This window comes from Streptomyces sp. NPDC002868, assembly GCF_055563295.1.
Genome location: NZ_JBVHDR010000004.1, coordinates 221,350 through 240,413 on the forward strand (window position 1 = coordinate 221,350; position 19,064 = coordinate 240,413).

Consider the following 19,064-nt stretch of genomic DNA (forward strand, 5'->3'; position numbering starts at 1 on the left):
GCGTCGACTGCTCAGCCGGCGTTCTCCTCGGCGAGGATGCGCCCGAGCGCCACGTCCAGATTGTCCTCGAAGTCGGCGAGCGTACGCTCCTGTCCCAGCGGCACCAGCTTGTCGGTGCGGTCGAGGAAGGCCACGAGCGGGGCCGCGCTCACCCGGAACAGCGCCCGGTCGCCGCCGACTTGGAGCCGGATGGCGACGTCGGACAGCCCCTGGGGACCGGTCGGAGCGATGTGCACATCACCGTCGCCGCTCGGCCCATTGATGCCGTCCAGCAGCAACTCGCGCCCGAAGGCCCAGGTCACAGGGGCATCGCCGGGCAGATGGAAGGTCATCCGCACCGCGTACGGATCCCCCGTCTCGTACCGGAGCTCCACCGGGATCCGGAAAGAGAGCTCCTCGGAGACATGGAAACTCATCAGGACCTCGGCCTGGACGGACTCGCGCATCATGTACCCCGCAGCAAATGAAGCAGTGAAGAACTCAGCTGAAAACGGCCTGGAGTGATCCCCATGGCCTCTTGACGTAATCGTCCTGTAAGGACTGGCAGATCACAAGGAGTGATTTTTCAGATACTGATAGAGAACGCTATGGAGCCCAGAAGTCCTCCGACGGCGTTACGTGGTTGTTCGACCGCAGGAAGCAAGCGCTCTTCCCGGTGGAGCGGGAGCGAAATGCCCATCGCGACGGCACCGGATCCGGCCGTGGTGGGTGGGAAGGGGAAGCCCGCCTCGCGCGCGAGCTGCTCGCAGGGGCCCCGTCCGGATGGGGGCTCACGGTCTCCAGCAGCCTCATCGCCCGTTGCACCGAAACGATCAGGGTAGGGGCAGGAGCGTTCGTAGCCGTGGCCAAAGGTCACCCCCAGGCATGGTGACGGGCAGCGCGCCCGCCTGCGGGGGCCGCCCCCGCGGCCCGCCGCGCGTATTTCCCAAGGGCGGATTTTCCATGGGGCGGCAGCGGGGTTGTCACTGTAATGGCCGCCCCCGTGAGGCAGTGGGGGTTTGTCGGGGCGTTCCCCCGCCCGGGCTAACGCCCGGACGGGCATGGGCTACCAGTCGCTGCGTGAGCTCGACGACGACATGAACTTCCGTACGACAAAGACGAGTCCACTGACCAGGGCGACGAAGACAAGGATCTTGAAGAGCAGTCCGATCACAAAGCCGACGACGCTCGTGATCAGTCCTCCGAATACGACAAGGGCGATGACGGGCACCGCGACCCACTTGATCCACCACGGCATCCCCGCGAATACTTCCCGCACAGCCATCGTCCTTACCTCGTTTCATTGGGTTCCTGCCTCGATGCTAGGCGGGAGGGGGTGGTGTGCGGGGGCCCGCGAGCCCTCGATCTCCCCTGACCGAACCCCTAGGGATCGGCGGTGCTTCCGGTCAGCTCTCAGGGGGAGAGAAGACCACCATCACCCGCAGATCCTCGGTGATGTGATGGAACTTGTGGGCCACTCCGGCCGGGACGTAGACCACGCTGCCGCGTCCGACCTGCGTCGTCTCCATCCCCACCGTGATGGCGGCGCGGCCGCTGACGACGAAGTAGACCTCGTCCTGGCGGTGGGGCAGCTGCGGGTCCAGCTCGCCGGCGTCCAGTGCGTACAGCCCGACCGACATATTCCGTTCGCGAAGGAACTGCAGATACGCGCCGTCGTTGGCGGCGCGCTCCGCCTCCAGCTCGTCCAGTCGGAATGCCTTCATCGTCCGTCCGCCCCTGCCCTTGGTCCGATCACGTCTGCCACGATCAGACACATGAAGAATTTCGTAGTCAAGACGATCGCCAACGCCGCAGCCCTGGCCGTGGCCATCTGGGTGCTGCAGGACATAACCCTGACCGGTGACAGCACCGGCAAGAAGGCGCTGACCCTGATCCTGGTGGCGCTGCTCTTCGGGCTGGTCAACTTCCTCGTCAAGCCCGTCGTGAAGCTGCTCACGCTACCGCTGTTCATCCTCACCCTGGGGCTGATCACGCTGGTCATCAACGCCCTCATGCTGCTGCTGACCTCCTGGCTGGCCGACGCGGTCGATCTGAACTTCCATGTCGAGGGCTTCTGGACCGCCGTGCTCGGCGGCCTGATCATCTCGGTCGTTTCGTGGGCAATGAATGTCGCCCTGCCCGACAAGGACTGAACGCCGCGTGAGGTCTGGGTATCGCGTCTGCGGCTTCGGGAGTGCCTGAAGATGGTGGAGGCGGCGAGCGAGGGTCTGCTCGACGCGGTACGGACGGCAGTCGAGGAGCGTGCGGCATGAGCGAAGGAAACGGTGTCCCGGCGGAGGCAGGGGAAGGAACCAGGGCGGTACGCGCGGGGCTGCCCGTGCCGGTGAAGTACGAACCGACCCTGCCGGGACCGGTCTTCGCTGCCCACTTCCATCTGCCGGGCGAGCCCACCGGGCCGTACACCTACGGGCGTGACGAGAATCCGACCTGGACCCATCTGGAGCGGGCGATCGGCGAACTGGAGGCGCCGGGGGAACCCGCCGAGACCGTGACCTTCGCCTCGGGGATGGCGGCGATCTCAGCCGTGCTCTTCTCGCAGCTGAAGGCCGGGGGCACGGTGGTGCTGCCGAATGACGGCTATCAGGCGCTATCGCTCGTACGCGAACGGCTCGAGGCGTACGGCGTCGAGGTCAGGACCGCCCCGACCGGCGACGACGCACAGCTTTCCGTCCTGGACGGGGCGCAACTGCTGTGGATCGAGACTCCGTCCAATCCGGGGCTCGATGTGTGCGACGTGCGGCGGCTGACGGAGGCGGCGCACGCGGCCGGCGCGCTGGTCGCGGTCGACAACACCCTCGCGACGCCTCTCGGGCAGCGCCCGCTGCACCTGGGCGCGGACTTTTCGGTGGCCAGCGACACCAAGGGCATGACGGGCCACGGCGACATCCTGCTCGGCCATGTGACCTGCCGTGATCCTCAGTTGGCGGCCGGTGTACGGCGCTGGCGCAAGGTTGTCGGGGCGATTCCGGGGCCGATGGAGGCATGGCTCGCGCACCGTTCGCTGGCCACGCTGCAGCTCCGGATCGAGCGGCAGTGCGCCAATGCGCTGGCGCTCGCTGAGGCACTGGGCGGTCGCGACGAAGTGACAGGGCTGCGCTACCCCGGGCTGCCGAGCGACCCCTCGTACAAGATCGCCTCGCAGCAGATGCGGCGCTTCGGCTGCGTGGTCTCGTTCGTGCTGCCCGATCGCGGGCACGCGGAGCGCTTCCTGGAGGGCCTGCGGCTGGTGGACGACGCGACGAGCTTCGGAGGGGTGCGCTCCACGGCGGAACGGCGCGGTCGCTGGGGCGGCGACGCGGTGCCGGAGGGATTCATCCGCTTCTCGGCGGGCGCGGAGGACGCGGAGGACCTGGTGGCGGATGTGCTGCGGGCGCTGGACGAGGCGGCGGGGTAGCGCCGTTCGCCGGGGGGCGCTGGGGGCGCGCGGGTTGGGCGCTTTCCAGCCGTCGGAAGGTGCGAGCCGGGGCGCGGAGCGAGGCTGCGCGGTGGACGGGGGCGTACGCCGGGGTACGTCGGACGCTGAGCGGGTTTACGTACAACGGGCGGCCCGAGCCTCCCCCCTCATGGCTCGGACCGCCCTCGGTTCCCCACACGAAGAACCGCGCGACCAAGGCTAGTTGACTCTGCGTCAGTGTCCAATCACAGTAGCGACAGCGACCTATCGACATATTTATAGTTGTCCGAGTCCGCGGGCATCGTCGGTCGAGAGGGGCATGGCATGGATCTGGCCCTGCTGCGCACATTCGTCACGGTGCACCGGGCCGGCTCCTTCACCCGCGCCGCCGCGCTCCTCGGTCTCTCCCAGCCCGCGGTGACCGGCCAGATCCGCACGCTGGAGCGGCAGTTGGGGCGCCCACTGTTCCTGCGCCAGGCCCGCGGCGTGACCCCCACGACCATCGGCGACGAGCTCGCGCACCGGGCAGCGCCGCATCTGGACGCCCTGGTGGAGATCACCGAGAGCGGCCTCGACGAGGAGTCGGGCGTACGGACCCTGCATCTCGCCGGTCCCCCGGAGTTCACCTCGCTGCGCGCCCTGCCCGCCCTCACCCCGCTGATCTCGCAGGGGCTCGCGCTGCGGGCCTCGTTCGGGACCGCCGAGGAGACGCTGGAGGGGCTGGCCGCCGGGCATCACGATCTGGCCATCACCACGGCCCGGCCGCGCGGCTCACTGCTCACGGCGACCCCGCTCTGTGACGAGGAGCACGTGCTGGTCGCCTCGCCGCGCTGGGCGGCCCGGCTGGGGCCCGGAGTGCTGCGTGCCGGCCACGTGGTGCTCGAGCAGCTGCCCGTGGTGGAGGTCCACGAGTCCCTGCCGCTGGTCTCGCGCTACTGGTCCGCCGTCTTCGACTCCCGGCCGGCCGCCGCTGGCGCCGTCATAGCCCCCGACCTGCGGGCCGTCCTGGAGACCGCGGCCTCGGGCGCGGGCCTCGCCGTACTGCCGCGCTATCTGTGCGAGGAGGCTCTTCAGAACGGGCGGGTGGTGGCGCTCCTCGATCCTCCGGTGCCCCCGCTGCGTACCTACTTTCTCGTCGTACGCACCGGCACACTCGCCCTGCCACACATCGCGCGGGCGCACGAGTGGCTGCTGCGCGCCGCCGTCGAGTGGTGACCGCCCGGCGGGCAGGAGTTTCAGAAGCTCCGCCGCGGGCCATTTTCTAGCCATGACCGAACGGCCAGTGGTCAAGCGCACCGCACGCGCCATCCTGCTCGACGGCGACGACCTCGTCCTCATCAAGCGCACCAAACCCGGCGTGGATCCCTACTGGCTCACGCCCGGCGGCGGGGTCGAGCCCGAGGACTCCACCGTCGTCGACGCGCTCCACCGGGAGGTGGACGAGGAGCTCGGCGCCAAGATCACTGATGTGGTGCCCTGCTTCGTCGACACCGTCGAACACATCGCGGACGGCGGTGTGACGGGGGTGAAGGTGCAGCACTTCTTCGTCTGCCGACTGGAGTCCATGGACCCCGCACGACGGCATGGCCCGGAGATCGACGAGCCCTGCGGGGAGTACGAGATCGTACGGGTGCCGTTCAGCCGGGTCGGGATCGCAGCCGTCCATCTCGTACCGCTGTCGCTGCGGCACTACCTGGACGGCAATATCGAGGGCGTTCGGGCGATGCACGCCCCCGACCTGGGCTGACTCGTCTTTCGCTCTCGCGTCCTAGTCGCCTGCCGCGACGAGTTCTTCGAGCGAGTCGTGGCGGATCCGGTCGAACGGGATGCCGAGGCCCCGCAGCGCGTTGACGCCGCTGCGGATCATGCCTGGCGGGCCGGAGAGGTAGGCGTCGTACTCGTACCACGGGCCGAACTCGCGCACGGCGTCCGGGAACTGCGCCCGGTCGTCCACCACCGGGCGGACCGACAGCCAGGGGTGGGTCTGCTGGAGCCGCAGCATGGTGTCGATGTCGTACAGGTCGTAATCGGTGCGCGCCCCGTAGAAGACCTCGACCGGGCGCCGCTCCCCGTGCTCGGCGACATCCTCGACCAGTGCCTTGATGGGGGCGATGCCGGTCCCGCCGCCCAGACAGAGCAGGCCGTTGTCGGTGGTGTGGTCGACGGTCATCGAGCCGGCGGGCGGTCCGAGGCGCAGCACATCGCCGGGGCGGGCGTGGTGGACCAGGGCGTTGGAGACCCAGCCGACCGGCACCGCCTTGACATGGAAGGAGAGCAGACCGTCGGTACGGGGTGCGCCGGCGAAGGAGTAGTGCCGCCAGATCCGCGGCCACCAGGGCGTCTCCAGGCTCGTGTACTGCCCGGCCAGGAAGGCGTACGGCTGGTCCGGGCGGACGGTGATGATCGCTATGTCCGGGGTCCGGAGGTCGTGCGAGACCACCTCGGCCTGCCACCAGGCGGGCGCCTCCCGCTCGTTCTCGGCCGCCGCGTCGATCATGATCTGGGAGATCGTGATGTACGTCCGCACCCAGGCGGCCTCGGTCTCCTCGTCCCAGGTCGTCGTGGCGTACCGGGTCAGCGCGCCGATCAGGGCCTCGCCGACGGCGGGGTAGTGCGCCGGCTGGGTGCCGTATTTGCGGTGGCCGCGACCCAGGTTCTGCAGATAGTCGGTCAGCACGGCCGCGTTGTCCATGTGCTCGGCGGCGGTGAGCAGCGCCTTGAGGAGCCGGTCGCGCTGGGAGTCCATGGCAGCGGGGAAGAGGCCCCGCAGCTCGGGGTGGCGGACGAAGAGCAAGGCATAGAAGTACGAGGTGACCTTGTCCGCGACCGGCGCGATCTCCGCCATGGTGCGGCGGATGAGGATGGCGTCGGGGGACGCGTCGTCCGCGGGGGCGGCGGGCTGCGGGTGGTGGGCCTGGTGCTCTCCGGGAGGACCGTGGTGGGCCGGGGTTTCGCGCGCCCCGAGGGCTTCGCGGGGTCCGGCGGCGGCGGGTTCGGGAGACTTTACGGCTTCGTGCGGATTTGCGGCTTCGTGCGGCTGGCCCGCCAGATGGAGTCGTCCTGCCGACTCGCGGTGCCCAGCCGCCTCACGGGGCCAAGGCGCTTCGCGGAGGTGAGCGGCTTGGCTGGGGTGCACGGCCTCACGGGGGTAAGGGGCTTCGCTGAGGTGAGCGGCCTCGCGAGGGCTCGGGACCCGAGGAGCGGCCTCGTGGCTCTCGCGGCCGCCGGGCTCCTCACGGTGACCGGCGCTCTCGTAGGCCGTGTGCCCTTCGTAGGGTCCCTGAGTCCGGCGGCGCTGATCCTGGACCCGCTCGGCCGGGTGGCGCTCGGCGGGCGCGTGCTCGGCCTGAAGGTCGTCGGCTGGGGCCTCGTCCAGCGGGGTCTCGTCGGCGGGAGCCGCGGGCTCCCTCGCATCCCCGACCGGCGGCGGGGCGGGCCGAGACGTACCGGAGCCCACCGGGCGTATGGAGGCGACTGACCGCCTCGGGGCAGCTATTCGTTCCTGATCTGCGTCACCTGTGGAAGCCCCCTCACCGGGGGCGGGCCGACCCTGGCCCGGCGGCTTACGAGGGGTGAACCATCCGCCCCCGTTATTGTCCCCGGAAGTGCCGTTGTCGGCCGACGTGGTGGTCGGAGCGTCCATTGTGTGCCTCGCCTCGAACATCTTTCGGTCGGTCCACGCACTTCCGCTGGCTCGGAACGTGCCTCAATTCCCCGCTCTGCTTCAGGACTACTGCCAGCCCACACTAACCATGACCGCAAGCTGAATCGGGACGACTGAGCACGGAATGTGACATTGCCCGCAGCGCCCGTCGTCGCAGCATGCCAGGCAGCGCCACCGAAGGCGACAAAGAGTAGAAAGTCCGGGCATCCGAACCGGCATTCCCGTTAAGCTCCAGTGCCCCCATGTCCATGTCCGGAACTCCCGGACCGCCCCCGGGCTTGAACTACCTGCGGAATCGCACCAGTTCATAGGCCTCGCGCAGATCGCCCCCCGTATAAGTGTGTGTGGCCAGACCTGACAGATGGTGATCGGCATTCATCGCCACCGTTGTGGGCACTACCGTAAAGATCTCCGCGTCGGACATGGAATCACCGTATGCAACACAAGCGTCCAGACCAACCCCCAACTCTGCACAGAGCTCGTCCGCGATCTTCACTTTCGCGGCCGCGCTGAGAATGCCCGACGGGTCCACGGGCTGGGTGAAGGGCAACTCGGGAAAGCGTGAGCCGTGCGCCGCATGAGCTCCCCAGCCCAGCAGCCGCTCAACGAAGAAGGACGGCGAGAGGGAAATTACTGCGCAGTAGTCGCCGCCTTCGCGGATCTCCCGCCATACCTCTTGGATGCCGTCGAGCCAGGGGGCTGACTCGAAGGCCGCCGCAACATGCGCCTCGGTGAGATCGCTCCAGAGAGCGTGCACCCGCACCGCATACTCCGGCGGACCTATTCGACGGGCGATCATGTCCCGCTCCAGCTCGCCGATCTCTTCCAGCAGCCCCAGCTGCCGCGATATCTCCACCGGCGCCGCCGATCCACGGATCAGCGTGCCGTCGAGATCGAAGATATGCAGCCTGCGCGTTCTCTCCCTGTACGCCATGTACGCCGAGGTTAGTACCCGCAGTTACTCCCGTCGTCAGACGCGGTGCGGCGCCCCCGCCCGGCACGGTGTTTCACGTGAAACCACTCAAGCGGCCCGCTCGCCGGGCCCTCCTCGTCGTCCATGTCGCCGCGTCCGCCGGCTGGCTCGGGCTCACGCTCGGCCTGCTCGCGCTTGCCCTCACCGCAGTCGGCACGGAAGCCGCGCCCATGATCGAGGCCGCCTGCCGCTCGATGAAGGTCTTCACGGACTGGCTGGTGATTCCCATCGGGCTGGTGACTCTGCTCAGCGGTCTCTTTCTGTCGCTCGGCACCAAGTGGGGCCTTGCCAGGCACCGCTGGGTCTATACAAAGTTCTGGCTGACTCTCATCACCCTCACCGCATCGATCTTTGCACTGCGTCCGGGTGTCAATGACGCAGTTGACACCGTCGCAGCGGGTACCCCGCTGGCAGACCCCCTCGACCTGGTGATGGGACCGGTCGTTTCCTTCTCGGCGTACCTCTTCATGACGGTCATCTCCGTCCTCAAGCCATGGGGTCTCACGCGACGCGGCCGGCAGTTGCGCCTCTTGGCCACTTCTCGGAAAGCACTGGACGAACGATCACTGCGTCCGACAGCCTGACCCGTATGTCGACACCGCTCTCCGAGCTGCCCATCCGCCGTCTGACCACGGACGACCTCATGTCCTGCGCCGATCTCTCCGCGGACCGGGGGTGGCCGCGCGAGGAGCACAAATGGGGCCTGCTTCTTGCGGCGGGGACGGGGTACGGCATCGATGACCCTGGGGGCAAGGGGCTGGTGACCGCCTGCATAGTGACGTCGTACGAACGCGGGTTCGCCGCAATCGGGATGATGCTCGTCGCCGAGCGGTACGCCCGCCAGGGCGTCGGCCGCCGACTGATGAAGCACGCGCTGGCGGAGGCCGGGGACACCCCGGTCACGCTGCATGCCACCCCGTACGGGCAGCCGCTCTACGAGGAGCTGGGCTTCGTCAACGTCGGCCGGGCCGAGATGGTCTGCGGCCATTTCCAGGTCCCGGCCGCCGAGGCGGGGGTGACCACCCGCCCGACGACCGCCGATGATCTCCCCGCCGTGCTGCGCCTGGACACCGAGGTCTTCGGCCTGGACCGCACCCACATGATCGCGCGGCTGCCGGCCTTCGCCGACCAGTTCCGGGTGGCGGAGGAGGACGGAGTCCTGACGGGCTTCGCGGCGGCCTGGCCGAACATGGAGACCCATGTCGTCGGCCCGCTGATCGCCCGGGACACTCGGACGGCGAAGGCTCTGATCACCTCCCTGGCGGCCGGTACTGACAGGCCGCTCCGTACGGACATCGACGTACGGCACGAGGAGCTGCTGGCCTGGGTGAAGGGACACGGCCTGGAGACGATCGCTTTCAATGCGGTGATGACCTATGGCATCCCGGACCTCCCGGGCGACTGGACCCGCCGCTTTGCCCCGCTGTCGGTCGCGGCAGGCTAGTCGCCGTTGAGTGGGAGCGTTTGAATGGCAGAGAATAATTGCAAGCGCGGGCTATTGCAGTAGTCGTCTATCCTGGAGGGAAGCCGCTCCGGCAGGAGGAGGAAGACAGATGACCGCGACCGACCCCGCACTCACCGCGCTCTCCCAAAGCTGGTGTGCCCTCTCCCTGCTCCACGGGAAGATCGAGGCGCACATCGAGCGCGCACTCGAGACCAAGCACGGCCTGAGCATGCGCGAGTACTCACTCCTCGACGTCGTCAGCCGCCAGCACAACGGGCCGGGCGGCCATCTGCAGATGAAGCAGGTGGCCGATGCAGTCGTGCTGAGCCAGAGCGCCACCACCCGCCTCGTCACGCGCCTCGAGGACCGCGGCCTGCTGACCCGCTATCTCTGCGACACCGACCGCCGCGGCATCTACACCGACGTGACCGAGTCCGGCCTTGTCCTGCTCTCCGAGGCCCGGCCGACCAATGACACGGCGCTGCGCGAAGCCCTCGACGAGGCTGCCAAGAACCCCGAGTTGGCTCCCCTGGTCAGGACTGTCGAGGAACTGAGGGTCCCCGCGTAATCTGCCGATCATGAGCGATCTGGAAATACGGCCCGCGGAAATCGACGACATTCCGGCGATCGTGGCGATGCTCGCCGACAACCCGTTGGGCGCCAGGCGTGAATCGCCCGACGACCTCACCCCGTACACCGCCGCCTTCGAGCGGCTGTCCCGGGACCCGAACCAGATCCAGGCCGTCGCCGTACGCGAGGACCGCGTCGTCGGGACTCTCCAGCTCACAATCATCCCCGGGCTGTCACGGCGCGGCTCGACCCGCTCGATCATCGAAGGTGTACGTATCCACGCCGAGGAGCGCGGCAGCGGTCTGGGCACCCGGCTCATCGAATGGGCCATCGACGAATCCCGCCGCCAGGACTGCCAGTTGGTGCAGTTGACCTCGGACGCCTCCCGCACCGACGCCCGCCGCTTCTACGAGCGGCTCGGCTTCGAGCCATCCCATGTGGGTTTCAAACTCCAGCTCTGACCAAGGGAGTTCACCGTGCACCGGATCAGTGACGAGCAGCGCCGCACCCGGCTCGGCCGCCGCCATCTGCTGGCCCCGTCGGTACGGGCGGACTCGCCGGTGGCAGCCGCCGATGCGGTGGTCGCCCTGCACGCCACCGACGCCGCGACCGTCTTCCTCGCCGCCTGCGCACGCCTCACCGCCCCGAGCATCGCGACCGTGGAGCGGTCCCTGTACGAGGACGTGGCGCTGGTCCGGCTCCTTTCCATGCGGCACACGCTCTTCGCCGTCTCCGCCGAACTCGCCCCGTATGTCAGTGCCTCCACCGCTCGCTCCATAGCTGTAAAGGAGCGCAGGACACTCGTAAGCCATCTCGCGGAGGACTCGAACAGGCTGGACGAGACGTGGCTCGCCGAGGCCGAGGAGGCGGTGCTTGCGGCCCTTGCCATGCGCGGCTCCGCCACCGGCAGCCAGCTCTCTGCCGACGTTCCGGCCTTGAAGACGAAGATCACCGTCTTCCCCGGCAAGAAGTACGAGACAGTGCAGGGCGTCGCCACCCGGGTCATCCGGCTGCTCGCCGCCGACTGCCGCATCCGAAGGGACCGACCACGCGGCTCCTGGACCTCAAGCCAGTTCCACTGGACGGCGAGCGATCCCTGGCCCGCGCTGCCGGCCGCCGAGGCACGGGCCGAGATTACCCGCCGCTGGCTGCTCTCGTACGGACCGGCCACCGAGGCCGACCTCAAATGGTGGACGGGATGGACCCTCGGCAACGTTCGCAAGGCGCTCGCCGACGTCGGCGCGGAGGAGGTCCGGCTCGATGAGGGAACCGGCTATGTGGCGCCGGGAGACACCACGCCCGAACCACCTGTGGAGCCGTGGGCCGCACTGCTTCCCGCGCTGGACCCGAGCGCCATGGCCTGGGCAGACCGAGGTTTCCACTTCACCGCGGACCATCGCGCGGAGCTCTTCGACCGTGCCGGCAATATCGGTCCCACCGTGTGGTGGAACGGGCAGATAATCGGCGGCTGGGCCCAGCGCTCGGACGGCGAGATCGTCTGGCGACTGCTGGCCGAGGCCGGCCGCGAAGCCACCGCCGCCATCGAAGCGGAGGCCTCACGGCTGAGGGGCTGGGTGGGCAAGGCCCGGATCACTCCCCGCTTCCGTACGCCGCTGGAGCGGGAGTTGACGGCCTGAGGGCCGCAGCAGCAGCCCCCGCGCCCGGCGCCGGCGTCGCGCCCGTTTCACGTGAAACATCACCTGCGTTTCACGTCTGTAGTCCGCGCCAGCCTTCCTTGTCCACACCTCCCGGAACCGGTGCCCCCGGCTCGTACGGCTCACGGGTGAAGACGAATGACCCCAGGTCGAGGTGGCTCACCGAGCCGTCCTCCCGACGCACCACGCGCAGTGTCTCCCCGGCGTAGTAGCCGTCGAGACCGGTCCAGGTCCCATCCGCCTCCGCGACGAAACGCGACCCGCGGCCGTTCCCTCGGAGCGGCTGCAGCTCCACGCCGCGTTCTGCGCCAAGGCGCAGAACGAAGGAGGACGTCCCCCAGTACCAGGGCCCCGTCAGCTCCAGGAGCTCCTGGTCGACCTCCGGCAGCGGCCTCCAGGGCTCGGGGATGCGCGGCTCAGCCTCGGCCACGATCCGTACGAGATCGGCGGCGACGACCCCCGTGAGCGGCCCCGAGGTGGCATTGGCGAGCGCGGCGGCTGCCACTCCATCGTCCACACTCACCCAGAGACCCGCGACGAAGCCGGGCAGCGAGCCCGTGTGCCCTGCGAGGGTGCGGCCGTCCTTCCGTACGATCTGCACCCCCAGGCCGTAGGCGCTGTCCCACTCCCCGGCCTCTGGCGGCACGGACGGCGTACGCATCTCCCGCACGGACGCAGCGCTCAGCACGCGCTCGTCGCCCTCGGCAAGGAACGTGGCGAAGCGGCAGAGGTCGGCCACCGTCGACCAGAGCTGTCCGGCCGGGGCCATCAGACCGAGGTCCTCGGAGGGTTCGGGCAGCATCACATCGGCCCACGGGTGCACCGCCCAGCCACCGGCATGCGGAGATCGGGGCTGCGCGCTCGTACGGTGCAGGGCGAGCGGTTCAAGGATCTCGCTGCGCAGGACGTCCTCCCAGGACGCCCCGCGTACCGCCTCGACCAGCGAACCGAGCAGCGTATAGCCGGGGTTGGAGTAGTGGTGACGGCGGCCGGTGGGATGCATCCGCGACTGGTCACCGAGGACATCGGCGAGTTCGGGGCGGAGCGAGCCCGGCGTCCGCTCCCACCAGGGCGCCGGAGCTTCCGCGCTCAGTCCAGCGCTGTGGCCGAGGAGCTGTGCGATGGTCACATCCCCCACGCCCGTGCCAGGAAGGTGCTTCTCCAGGGGATCGTTCAGATCGAGCAGACCCTCGTCGCGGAGCCTCAGCACCAGGACGGCCGTGAAGGTCTTGGTGATCGAGCCGATGCGGTACTGGGTGTCGGCGTCCGGCCCATGCCCGTCGACCGAGCTGCGGGAGCCCGTCCAGACCAGCTGCCCGTCGCGCTCCACTCCGGCGACGAACGAGGGTACGCGCCCTTCGGACTGGGCGACCGCAATGCGATGCAGCAGGGCGCGCTGCGTGGCAGGGAGAAGCTCATCAAAAGGTGAGGTCATGAGGCAGGTCTATCGGTGCCATCCCGTCTCGGTCGAGTTCATTACGCGGCGGGCGGAAGGAGAGGCGCACCGAAATGCATTGACGGAGTGAGCACTCACTCCGCATTATCGATGCATGACACCCCCCACAGCCAAGAAACGCCGGGCCCCCGCCATGAGCCCCGAAGAGCGCCGAGAAATGATCGTCCGCGCCACGATCCCTCTGGTCATCGAGCACGGCAGCGCCGTCACCACGCGTCAGATCGCCCAGGCTGCGGGCATCGGCGAGGGCACGATCTTCCGGGTCTTCGCCGACAAGGACGAACTCCTCGACGCCTGTGTCGTCGAGACGATGAGCCCCGGCAACTCCCTCACCGAAATCGGCTCCATCGACCTCGACCAGCCGCTCACCGGCCGCCTCAGCGAGGCAGCCGAAGCGATGCTCGCCCACATGGACCGGATCGGCGCCGTCATGGGCGCCCTCCAGGCCACCGGAGGCCGCATCCGCACCGAACGTACCGCCCCCAGCGGCCAGGTGCCGGACCGTCAGGCCGGTATCAACGCCGCCTGCGACGCCCTCGCCGAGCTCTTCGAGCCCGAGCGCGACACTCTCCGGCTCCCGCCCGAGCGGCTGGCCGTGCTCTTCTTCGGCCTGCTGTTCACCAGGGGCCACCACGACTCGCCCCAGGACATCGCGGAAATCGTCGAGGTCTTCCTGCACGGCGCGCTGACCACCCCCGTCTGAAAGGACCCCGCCCCATGCCGATCAGCCTCAACCACACCGTTGTCAGCGCCGCGGACAACGAGTGGGCCGCACGCTTCGTCGCGACCGTGATGGGCCTCGAATACACCGGCCCCGACCGGCACTTCGCTCCCGTGCGGGTCAACGAGTCCCTCACCCTGGACTTCCTGACCGTGCCCGAGCCCCCCGGCAGCCATCTCGCCTTCGACGTCGACCCGGCCACTTTCGACGCGGTCCTCGCCCGCCTCCAAGCCGCCGCCATCCCCTACGGAAACGACCCCGCCACCCCCGACAACGGCCGGACCGACCACCCGCTGTGCCCCCGCGGTCTCTACTTCGCCGACGACTCCGAGAACCTCTACGAGCTGATGTCCCCCGCGTAGGGGTCTTCAACTCGAACCGACTGATCAGGTCTGCGCCATGTCCACAAAGCGGGAGTAGTGGCCCTGGAAGGCGACCGTGATCGTCGCCGTCGGACCGTTTCGGTGCTTGGCCACGATCAGGTCCGCCTCGCCCGCGCGCGGCGACTCCTTCTCGTACGCATCCTCTCGGTGCAACAGGATGACCATGTCCGCGTCCTGCTCGATGGAGCCGGATTCACGCAGGTCGGAGACCATCGGCTTCTTGTCCGTACGCTGCTCGGGACCACGGTTCAGCTGGGAGAGCGCGATCACCGGGAGCTCCAGCTCCTTGGCCAGCAGCTTGAGGTTTCGGGACATGTCCGAGACCTCCTGCTGGCGGCTCTCGGCGCGCTTCGAACCGCCGGACTGCATCAGCTGCAGATAGTCGATGACGACCAGCTTCAGGTCGTTGCGCTGCTTCAGCCGCCGGCACTTCGCCCGGATCTCCATCATCGACAGGTTCGGGGAGTCGTCGATATAGAGCGGGGCCTGCGACACATCCGGCATCCGGCGGGCCAGCCGGGTCCAGTCCTCGTCCGTCATCGTCCCCGAGCGCATATGGTGCAGCGCCACCCGCGCCTCGGCGGACAGCAGTCGCATCGCGATCTCGTTGCGGCCCATTTCGAGGGAGAAGATCACGCTCGGCAGGTTGTTCTTGATCGAGCAGGCCCGGGCGAAGTCCAGCGCAAGGGTGGACTTACCCATCGCGGGTCGGGCCGCGATGACGATCATCTGGCCCGGGTGCAGGCCATTGGTGAGCGAGTCGAAGTCCGTGAACCCGGTCGGCACACCGGTCATCTCGCCACTGCGCGACCCGATCGCCTCGATCTCGTCGAGCGCGCCCTCCATGATGTCGCCCAGCGGCAGATAGTCCTCACTGGTGCGCTGCTCGGTGACGGCATAGATCTCGGCCTGGGCTGAGTTGACGATCTCGTCGACGTCGCCGTCGGCGGCGTATCCCATCTGCGTGATCTTGGTGCCGGCCTCCACGAGGCGCCGCAGCACGGCGCGCTCATGGACGATTTCCGCGTAGTACGAGGCGTTGGCCGCGGTGGGGACCGACTGGACCAGGGTGTGGAGGTACGGCGCCCCGCCCACCCGGGTGATCTCGCCCCGCTTGACCAGTTCGGCGGCGACGGTGATGGGGTCGGCCGGCTCGCCCTTGGCGTAGAGGTCGAGGATCGCCGTATAGACGGTCTCGTGGGCGGGCCGGTAGAAGTCATGGCCCTTGATGATCTCCACGACGTCGGCGATGGCGTCCTTGGAGAGGAGCATGCCGCCGAGGACGGACTGCTCGGCGTCCAGGTCCTGCGGAGGTACGCGCTCGAAGCCGGGGGAGCCACCGTCCCAGCCGCCGTTGTCCCTGCCGCGCTCGTGCTGGTCCTCGCGGCCACCACGGCCGTCGTTGCGGCGCTGGCGGGAGACGGGCAGACGGTCACTGGGGCCGCCCTCGGCCGCCCAGGGGTCGTCCAAGGGCTCGGAAATGCTCACCCGGGCCACCTCCTCCCGTCCGCTCCGCGGACCTAGCCGTGCCACCCTTTTTCTACGGCACAGCACTGACAAAACGAACGGCCAGACTCCGCTTCCGGCGCGTCGGGCGACGGTCCACGGTAGGCCCGTCGGCACCGTCAGCCAATCTGGTTATCCACAGGCCATGTGGACGACCGACCAGATGCTGTGGAGAACCCCACAGAACCTGTGCACGGACCGGGGGACAGCACTGTGGACAAGTTCATGGCCACCCCGCTCCATTGGGTCTGACCTGGACTTTTTCCGTCCACCGGCTGTGGGGGAGAAAAACTTTCCCAACTGGACCAAGATCAGAACAAAGGGCGCACAGCAGAACGTGCACCTGGTGGATCGGTAAGGACTGCAAATACTTTGCATCTCTTACCTGTGGAAGATTAGATTGCTGCCATGACACAGGCACCCGCGGCGCCGAAGGCCGCCCGACGACGCCACGATCGAGAGATCGTCGCGCTCGCCGTCCCCGCCTTCGGCGCCCTCGTCGCCGAGCCGCTCTTCGTGATGGTCGACAGCGCCATCGTCGGCCATCTCGGCACCCCGCAACTCGCCGGACTGGCAGTCGCAGCCGCCCTGCTGACGACCGCCGTAAGCATCTTCGTTTTCCTCGCCTACGCCACCACTGCCGCCGTCGCTCGACGCGTCGGCGCGGGCGATCTCGCGGCAGCCATCCGCCAGGGGATGGACGGCATCTGGCTCGCGTTGCTCCTCGGCGTCGCCGTCATCGCCGTCACCCTGCCCACGGCACCCTGGCTTGTCGAGGCATTCGGGGCGTCCGACACCGCCGCTCCGTACGCCACCACCTATCTACGGATCTCCAGCCTCGGCATACCGGCGATGCTGATCGTGCTCGCCGCGACCGGCGTACTCCGTGGCCTCCAGAACACCCGGACCCCGCTGTACGTCGCCATCGGCGGCTTCGCCGCCAACGCCGGGCTCAACGCGGGGCTCGTCTACGGCGCCGGCCTCGGCATCGCCGGCTCCGCCTGGGGCACCGTCATCGCCCAGGTCGCCATGGCCGCCGCCTATCTGGTCGTCGTCGTTCGGGGAGCACGGCGCCACGGCGCCTCTCTGCGCCCCGACGCCGCGGGCATTCGAGCCAGTGCCCAGGCCGGCGTCCCCCTCCTGGTGCGTACGCTCTCGCTGCGCTCCGTCCTGTTGATCGCCACCGCCGTCGCCGCCCGCCTTGGCGACACCGATATCGCTGCCCACCAGATCGTCCTCTCCCTGTGGAGCCTGATGGCCTTCGCGCTCGACGCGATCGCCATCGCCGGGCAGGCGATCATCGGCCGCTATCTCGGTGCCGATGACGCCGAGGGAGCCCGCCAGGCCTGCCGCCGCATGGTGCAGTGGGGAATTGCCTCCGGCGTGGTGCTCGGCATCCTGATCGTGGCCTCGCGGCAGCTCTTCATCCCGCTGTTCACCAGCGACGCGGCGGTGCACGACACGCTGCTCCCGGCCCTGCTTGTGGTCGCCGTCTCCCAACCGATCGCGGGCGTGGTCTTCGTGCTCGACGGCGTACTGATGGGAGCCGGTGACGGCACCTACCTCGCCGGAGCGATGCTCGTGACGCTGGCGGTCTTCGCTCCCGTCGCTCTGCTCGTCCCCACCTTCGGCGGCGGACTGACGGCTCTGTGGTGGGCCATGACGCTGATGATGACGGTCCGCATGCTGACGCTCTGGCTCCGTATGCGCTCCGGCCGCTGGCTCGTCACCGGCGCCACGCGCTGACCCCACGCTCGATGTTCACCATCGATGTTTCACGTGAAACAGGGCCAGAGCCGGACGGCAAAGCGGAAGGGCCGCACCCATCGGGTGCGGCCCTTCGTACTGCTCAGAGCTGCTCAGTCGAGAGCCATGCTCAGGCGGCGACGACCTCGACGCCGAGCTTCGCAGCAACCTCGGGGTGCAGACGCACAGACACCTGGTGCGAGCCCAGGGTCTTGATCGGCGAACCGAGCTCAACGCGACGCTTGTCGACCTCCGGACCACCGGCAGCCTTGATCGCCGAGGCGATGTCGGCCGGGGTGACGGAGCCGAAGAGGCGGCCGGCGTCGCCGGAGCGAACAGCCAGACGCACCCTTACGGCCTCGAGCTTGGCCTTGACCTCGTTGGCCTGCTCGATGGTCGCGATCTCGTGGATCTTGCGGGCGCGGCGGATCTGCGCCACGTCCTTCTCGCCACCCTTGGTCCAGCGGATCGCGAAACCACGCGGGACCAGGTAGTTGCGAGCGTAACCGTCCTTGACGTCAACGACGTCGCCGGCGGCACCGAGGCCAGTGACCTCGTGGGTGAGGATGATCTTCATGATTCGGTCACCCTTCCCTTATCGCGCGGTGGACGTGTAGGGCAGCAGCGCCATCTCACGGCTGTTCTTCACGGCCGTGGCGACGTCACGCTGGTGCTGCGTGCAGTTGCCGGTAACGCGGCGGGCACGGATCTTGCCGCGGTCGGAAATGAACTTCCGCAGCATGTTCGTGTCCTTGTAGTCCACGTACACGGTCTTGTCCTTGCAGAATGCGCAGACCTTCTTCTTCGGCTTGCGCACAGGCGGCTTCGCCATGGTGTATCTCCTGTGTGATCAAGAAGTGGGGTACGAGCCGCCCTTAGAAGGGAGGCTCGTCCGAGTAGCCGCCGCCGGAACCGCCGGAGCTTCCGGAGCTTCCGCCCCAGCTGCCCCCACCGCCCTGCTGCTGGCCGCCGCCGGCCGGCGCGCTGGTGGCCCAGGGATCGTCGGCGGGTGCACCGCCGCCGCCCTGCTGCTGACCACCGCCACTGGGGCCGCCGCCCCAGTTGCCGCCGCCCTGCTGCTGACCGCCGCCATAGCCACCCTGGCCACCGCGACCGGTGGTCTTGGTGACCTTGGCCGTGGCGTTCTTGAGGCTGGGGCCGACTTCCTCGACGTCCAGCTCGTAGACCGTGCGCTTGACGCCCTCGCGGTCCTCGTAGGACCGCTGCTTCAGCCGACCCTGCACGACGACGCGCATGCCGCGTGTGAGCGACTCAGCGACGTTCTCCGCCGCCTGACGCCAGACCGAGCAGGTGAGGAAGAGGCTTTCGCCGTCCTTCCACTCATTGGTCTGACGATCGAAGGTGCGGGGAGTGGACGCGACGCGGAACTTCGCGACCGCCGCACCGGACGGGGTGAAGCGCAGCTCGGGGTCGTCGACGAGATTGCCGACGACCGTGATGACGGTCTCGCCTGCCATGGGTGAACCTCTCGGCGGGGATTGCTTCTGGCTGCTTGCTGCTACTCGAACCCGATGACTTCTGAGCTAGGCGC

23 protein-coding genes and 1 pseudogene are annotated in these 19,064 nt (G+C 68.5%); 13 read left to right on the forward strand and 11 right to left on the reverse strand.

Annotated features, from left to right (window positions below):
- Positions 1–11: 11 nt before the first annotated feature.
- From ACZ3H8_RS15095 to ACZ3H8_RS15110, 4 genes and pseudogenes are all read right to left on the reverse strand, one after another.
- Positions 12–446 carry an SsgA family sporulation/cell division regulator gene (locus ACZ3H8_RS15095; RefSeq protein WP_467402285.1) on the reverse strand — a complete coding sequence of 145 codons (435 nt, stop codon included), beginning with the start codon at positions 444–446 and terminating at the stop codon, positions 12–14.
- Between the two features lie 263 nt (positions 447–709).
- A pseudogene (locus tag ACZ3H8_RS15100) lies at positions 710–816 on the reverse strand (helix-turn-helix domain-containing protein); the annotation flags it as partial.
- A gap of 229 nt (positions 817–1,045) precedes the next feature.
- On the reverse strand, positions 1,046–1,258 hold the full coding sequence (locus tag ACZ3H8_RS15105; protein ID WP_356225928.1) for a DUF5326 family protein: 213 nt from the start codon (positions 1,256–1,258) through the stop codon (positions 1,046–1,048).
- A 127-nt stretch (positions 1,259–1,385) separates the two neighbouring features.
- Positions 1,386–1,703 (reverse strand): cupin domain-containing protein, encoded by a 318-nt coding sequence (locus ACZ3H8_RS15110; RefSeq protein ID WP_108150174.1) that lies wholly within the window; start codon positions 1,701–1,703, stop codon positions 1,386–1,388.
- A 51-nt stretch (positions 1,704–1,754) separates the two neighbouring features.
- Between ACZ3H8_RS15110 and ACZ3H8_RS15115 the strand changes: the two genes are divergently transcribed.
- From ACZ3H8_RS15115 to ACZ3H8_RS15130, 4 genes are all read left to right on the forward strand, one after another.
- Entirely contained in the window at positions 1,755–2,132 is a 378-nt protein-coding gene (locus ACZ3H8_RS15115; protein WP_307662368.1) for a phage holin family protein, read from the forward strand.
- Between the two features lie 116 nt (positions 2,133–2,248).
- Positions 2,249–3,394: a cystathionine gamma-lyase gene (locus tag ACZ3H8_RS15120; RefSeq protein WP_467401718.1), complete on the forward strand. Its 1,146-nt coding sequence runs from the start codon at positions 2,249–2,251 to the stop codon at positions 3,392–3,394.
- Between the two features lie 324 nt (positions 3,395–3,718).
- Positions 3,719–4,609 (forward strand): LysR family transcriptional regulator, encoded by an 891-nt coding sequence (locus tag ACZ3H8_RS15125; protein WP_398990287.1) that lies wholly within the window; start codon positions 3,719–3,721, stop codon positions 4,607–4,609.
- 52 nt (positions 4,610–4,661) lie between these two features.
- The gene (locus ACZ3H8_RS15130; protein WP_398990286.1) at positions 4,662–5,141 is read left to right on the forward strand and encodes an NUDIX domain-containing protein; all 480 of its coding nucleotides are present in this window, start codon (positions 4,662–4,664) and stop codon (positions 5,139–5,141) included.
- Between the two features lie 21 nt (positions 5,142–5,162).
- Here the strand turns inward: ACZ3H8_RS15130 and ACZ3H8_RS15135 are convergent, their stop codons facing one another.
- Positions 5,163–6,530 (reverse strand): globin domain-containing protein, encoded by a 1,368-nt coding sequence (locus ACZ3H8_RS15135; protein WP_467401722.1) that lies wholly within the window; start codon positions 6,528–6,530, stop codon positions 5,163–5,165.
- 72 nt (positions 6,531–6,602) lie between these two features.
- Here ACZ3H8_RS15135 and ACZ3H8_RS15140 point away from each other — a divergent pair, with 72 nt between their 5' ends.
- Positions 6,603–6,872, forward strand: coding sequence for a hypothetical protein (locus ACZ3H8_RS15140; RefSeq protein ID WP_467401724.1), 270 nt, complete (start codon positions 6,603–6,605; stop codon positions 6,870–6,872).
- A 469-nt stretch (positions 6,873–7,341) separates the two neighbouring features.
- Here ACZ3H8_RS15140 and ACZ3H8_RS15145 read toward each other — a convergent pair whose 3' ends face one another.
- Positions 7,342–7,992: an HAD family hydrolase gene (locus ACZ3H8_RS15145; protein WP_467401726.1), complete on the reverse strand. Its 651-nt coding sequence runs from the start codon at positions 7,990–7,992 to the stop codon at positions 7,342–7,344.
- A 77-nt stretch (positions 7,993–8,069) separates the two neighbouring features.
- Between ACZ3H8_RS15145 and ACZ3H8_RS15150 the strand changes: the two genes are divergently transcribed.
- From ACZ3H8_RS15150 to ACZ3H8_RS15170, 5 genes are all read left to right on the forward strand, one after another.
- Positions 8,070–8,615 carry a DUF2269 domain-containing protein gene (locus ACZ3H8_RS15150; RefSeq protein ID WP_467401729.1) on the forward strand — a complete coding sequence of 182 codons (546 nt, stop codon included), beginning with the start codon at positions 8,070–8,072 and terminating at the stop codon, positions 8,613–8,615.
- Between the two features lie 5 nt (positions 8,616–8,620).
- Positions 8,621–9,475 carry a GNAT family N-acetyltransferase gene (locus ACZ3H8_RS15155; RefSeq protein WP_467401731.1) on the forward strand — a complete coding sequence of 285 codons (855 nt, stop codon included), beginning with the start codon at positions 8,621–8,623 and terminating at the stop codon, positions 9,473–9,475.
- 109 nt (positions 9,476–9,584) lie between these two features.
- On the forward strand, positions 9,585–10,043 hold the full coding sequence (locus ACZ3H8_RS15160; protein ID WP_467401732.1) for a MarR family winged helix-turn-helix transcriptional regulator: 459 nt from the start codon (positions 9,585–9,587) through the stop codon (positions 10,041–10,043).
- A gap of 10 nt (positions 10,044–10,053) precedes the next feature.
- The gene (locus ACZ3H8_RS15165) at positions 10,054–10,506 is read left to right on the forward strand and encodes a GNAT family N-acetyltransferase (protein WP_467401735.1); all 453 of its coding nucleotides are present in this window, start codon (positions 10,054–10,056) and stop codon (positions 10,504–10,506) included.
- Positions 10,507–10,521: 15 nt separating this feature from the next.
- The gene (locus ACZ3H8_RS15170) at positions 10,522–11,682 is read left to right on the forward strand and encodes a winged helix DNA-binding domain-containing protein (protein ID WP_467401737.1); all 1,161 of its coding nucleotides are present in this window, start codon (positions 10,522–10,524) and stop codon (positions 11,680–11,682) included.
- Between the two features lie 70 nt (positions 11,683–11,752).
- Here the strand turns inward: ACZ3H8_RS15170 and ACZ3H8_RS15175 are convergent, their stop codons facing one another.
- Entirely contained in the window at positions 11,753–13,135 is a 1,383-nt protein-coding gene (locus ACZ3H8_RS15175; protein ID WP_467401740.1) for a serine hydrolase domain-containing protein, read from the reverse strand.
- Between the two features lie 115 nt (positions 13,136–13,250).
- Between ACZ3H8_RS15175 and ACZ3H8_RS15180 the strand changes: the two genes are divergently transcribed.
- Together ACZ3H8_RS15180 and ACZ3H8_RS15185 are read left to right on the forward strand one after the other, a co-directional pair.
- On the forward strand, positions 13,251–13,859 hold the full coding sequence (locus tag ACZ3H8_RS15180; protein WP_467401742.1) for a TetR/AcrR family transcriptional regulator: 609 nt from the start codon (positions 13,251–13,253) through the stop codon (positions 13,857–13,859).
- Positions 13,860–13,873: 14 nt separating this feature from the next.
- Positions 13,874–14,239, forward strand: a complete 366-nt coding sequence (locus ACZ3H8_RS15185) for a VOC family protein (protein WP_467401745.1) — start codon at positions 13,874–13,876, stop codon at positions 14,237–14,239.
- A gap of 24 nt (positions 14,240–14,263) precedes the next feature.
- Here the strand turns inward: ACZ3H8_RS15185 and dnaB are convergent, their stop codons facing one another.
- A complete protein-coding gene (gene dnaB, locus ACZ3H8_RS15190; RefSeq protein ID WP_467402288.1) occupies positions 14,264–15,730 on the reverse strand; it encodes a replicative DNA helicase in 1,467 nt (488 codons plus the stop codon).
- A gap of 444 nt (positions 15,731–16,174) precedes the next feature.
- On the opposite strand from dnaB, the gene ACZ3H8_RS15195 reads away from it, so the two are divergent.
- Complete coding sequence (locus ACZ3H8_RS15195; protein ID WP_467401748.1) at positions 16,175–17,512, forward strand: MATE family efflux transporter; 1,338 nt, start codon at positions 16,175–16,177, stop codon at positions 17,510–17,512.
- 130 nt (positions 17,513–17,642) lie between these two features.
- Here ACZ3H8_RS15195 and rplI read toward each other — a convergent pair whose 3' ends face one another.
- From rplI to ACZ3H8_RS15210, 3 genes are read right to left on the reverse strand one after another with little or no spacing between them, the layout of a single operon-like run.
- On the reverse strand, positions 17,643–18,089 hold the full coding sequence (gene rplI, locus ACZ3H8_RS15200) for a 50S ribosomal protein L9 (RefSeq protein WP_467401751.1): 447 nt from the start codon (positions 18,087–18,089) through the stop codon (positions 17,643–17,645).
- An 18-nt stretch (positions 18,090–18,107) separates the two neighbouring features.
- A complete protein-coding gene (rpsR, locus tag ACZ3H8_RS15205; protein ID WP_003956534.1) occupies positions 18,108–18,344 on the reverse strand; it encodes a 30S ribosomal protein S18 in 237 nt (78 codons plus the stop codon).
- 43 nt (positions 18,345–18,387) lie between these two features.
- On the reverse strand, positions 18,388–18,990 hold the full coding sequence (locus tag ACZ3H8_RS15210; protein ID WP_467401755.1) for a single-stranded DNA-binding protein: 603 nt from the start codon (positions 18,988–18,990) through the stop codon (positions 18,388–18,390).
- Between the last annotated feature and the right edge of the window lie 74 nt (positions 18,991–19,064).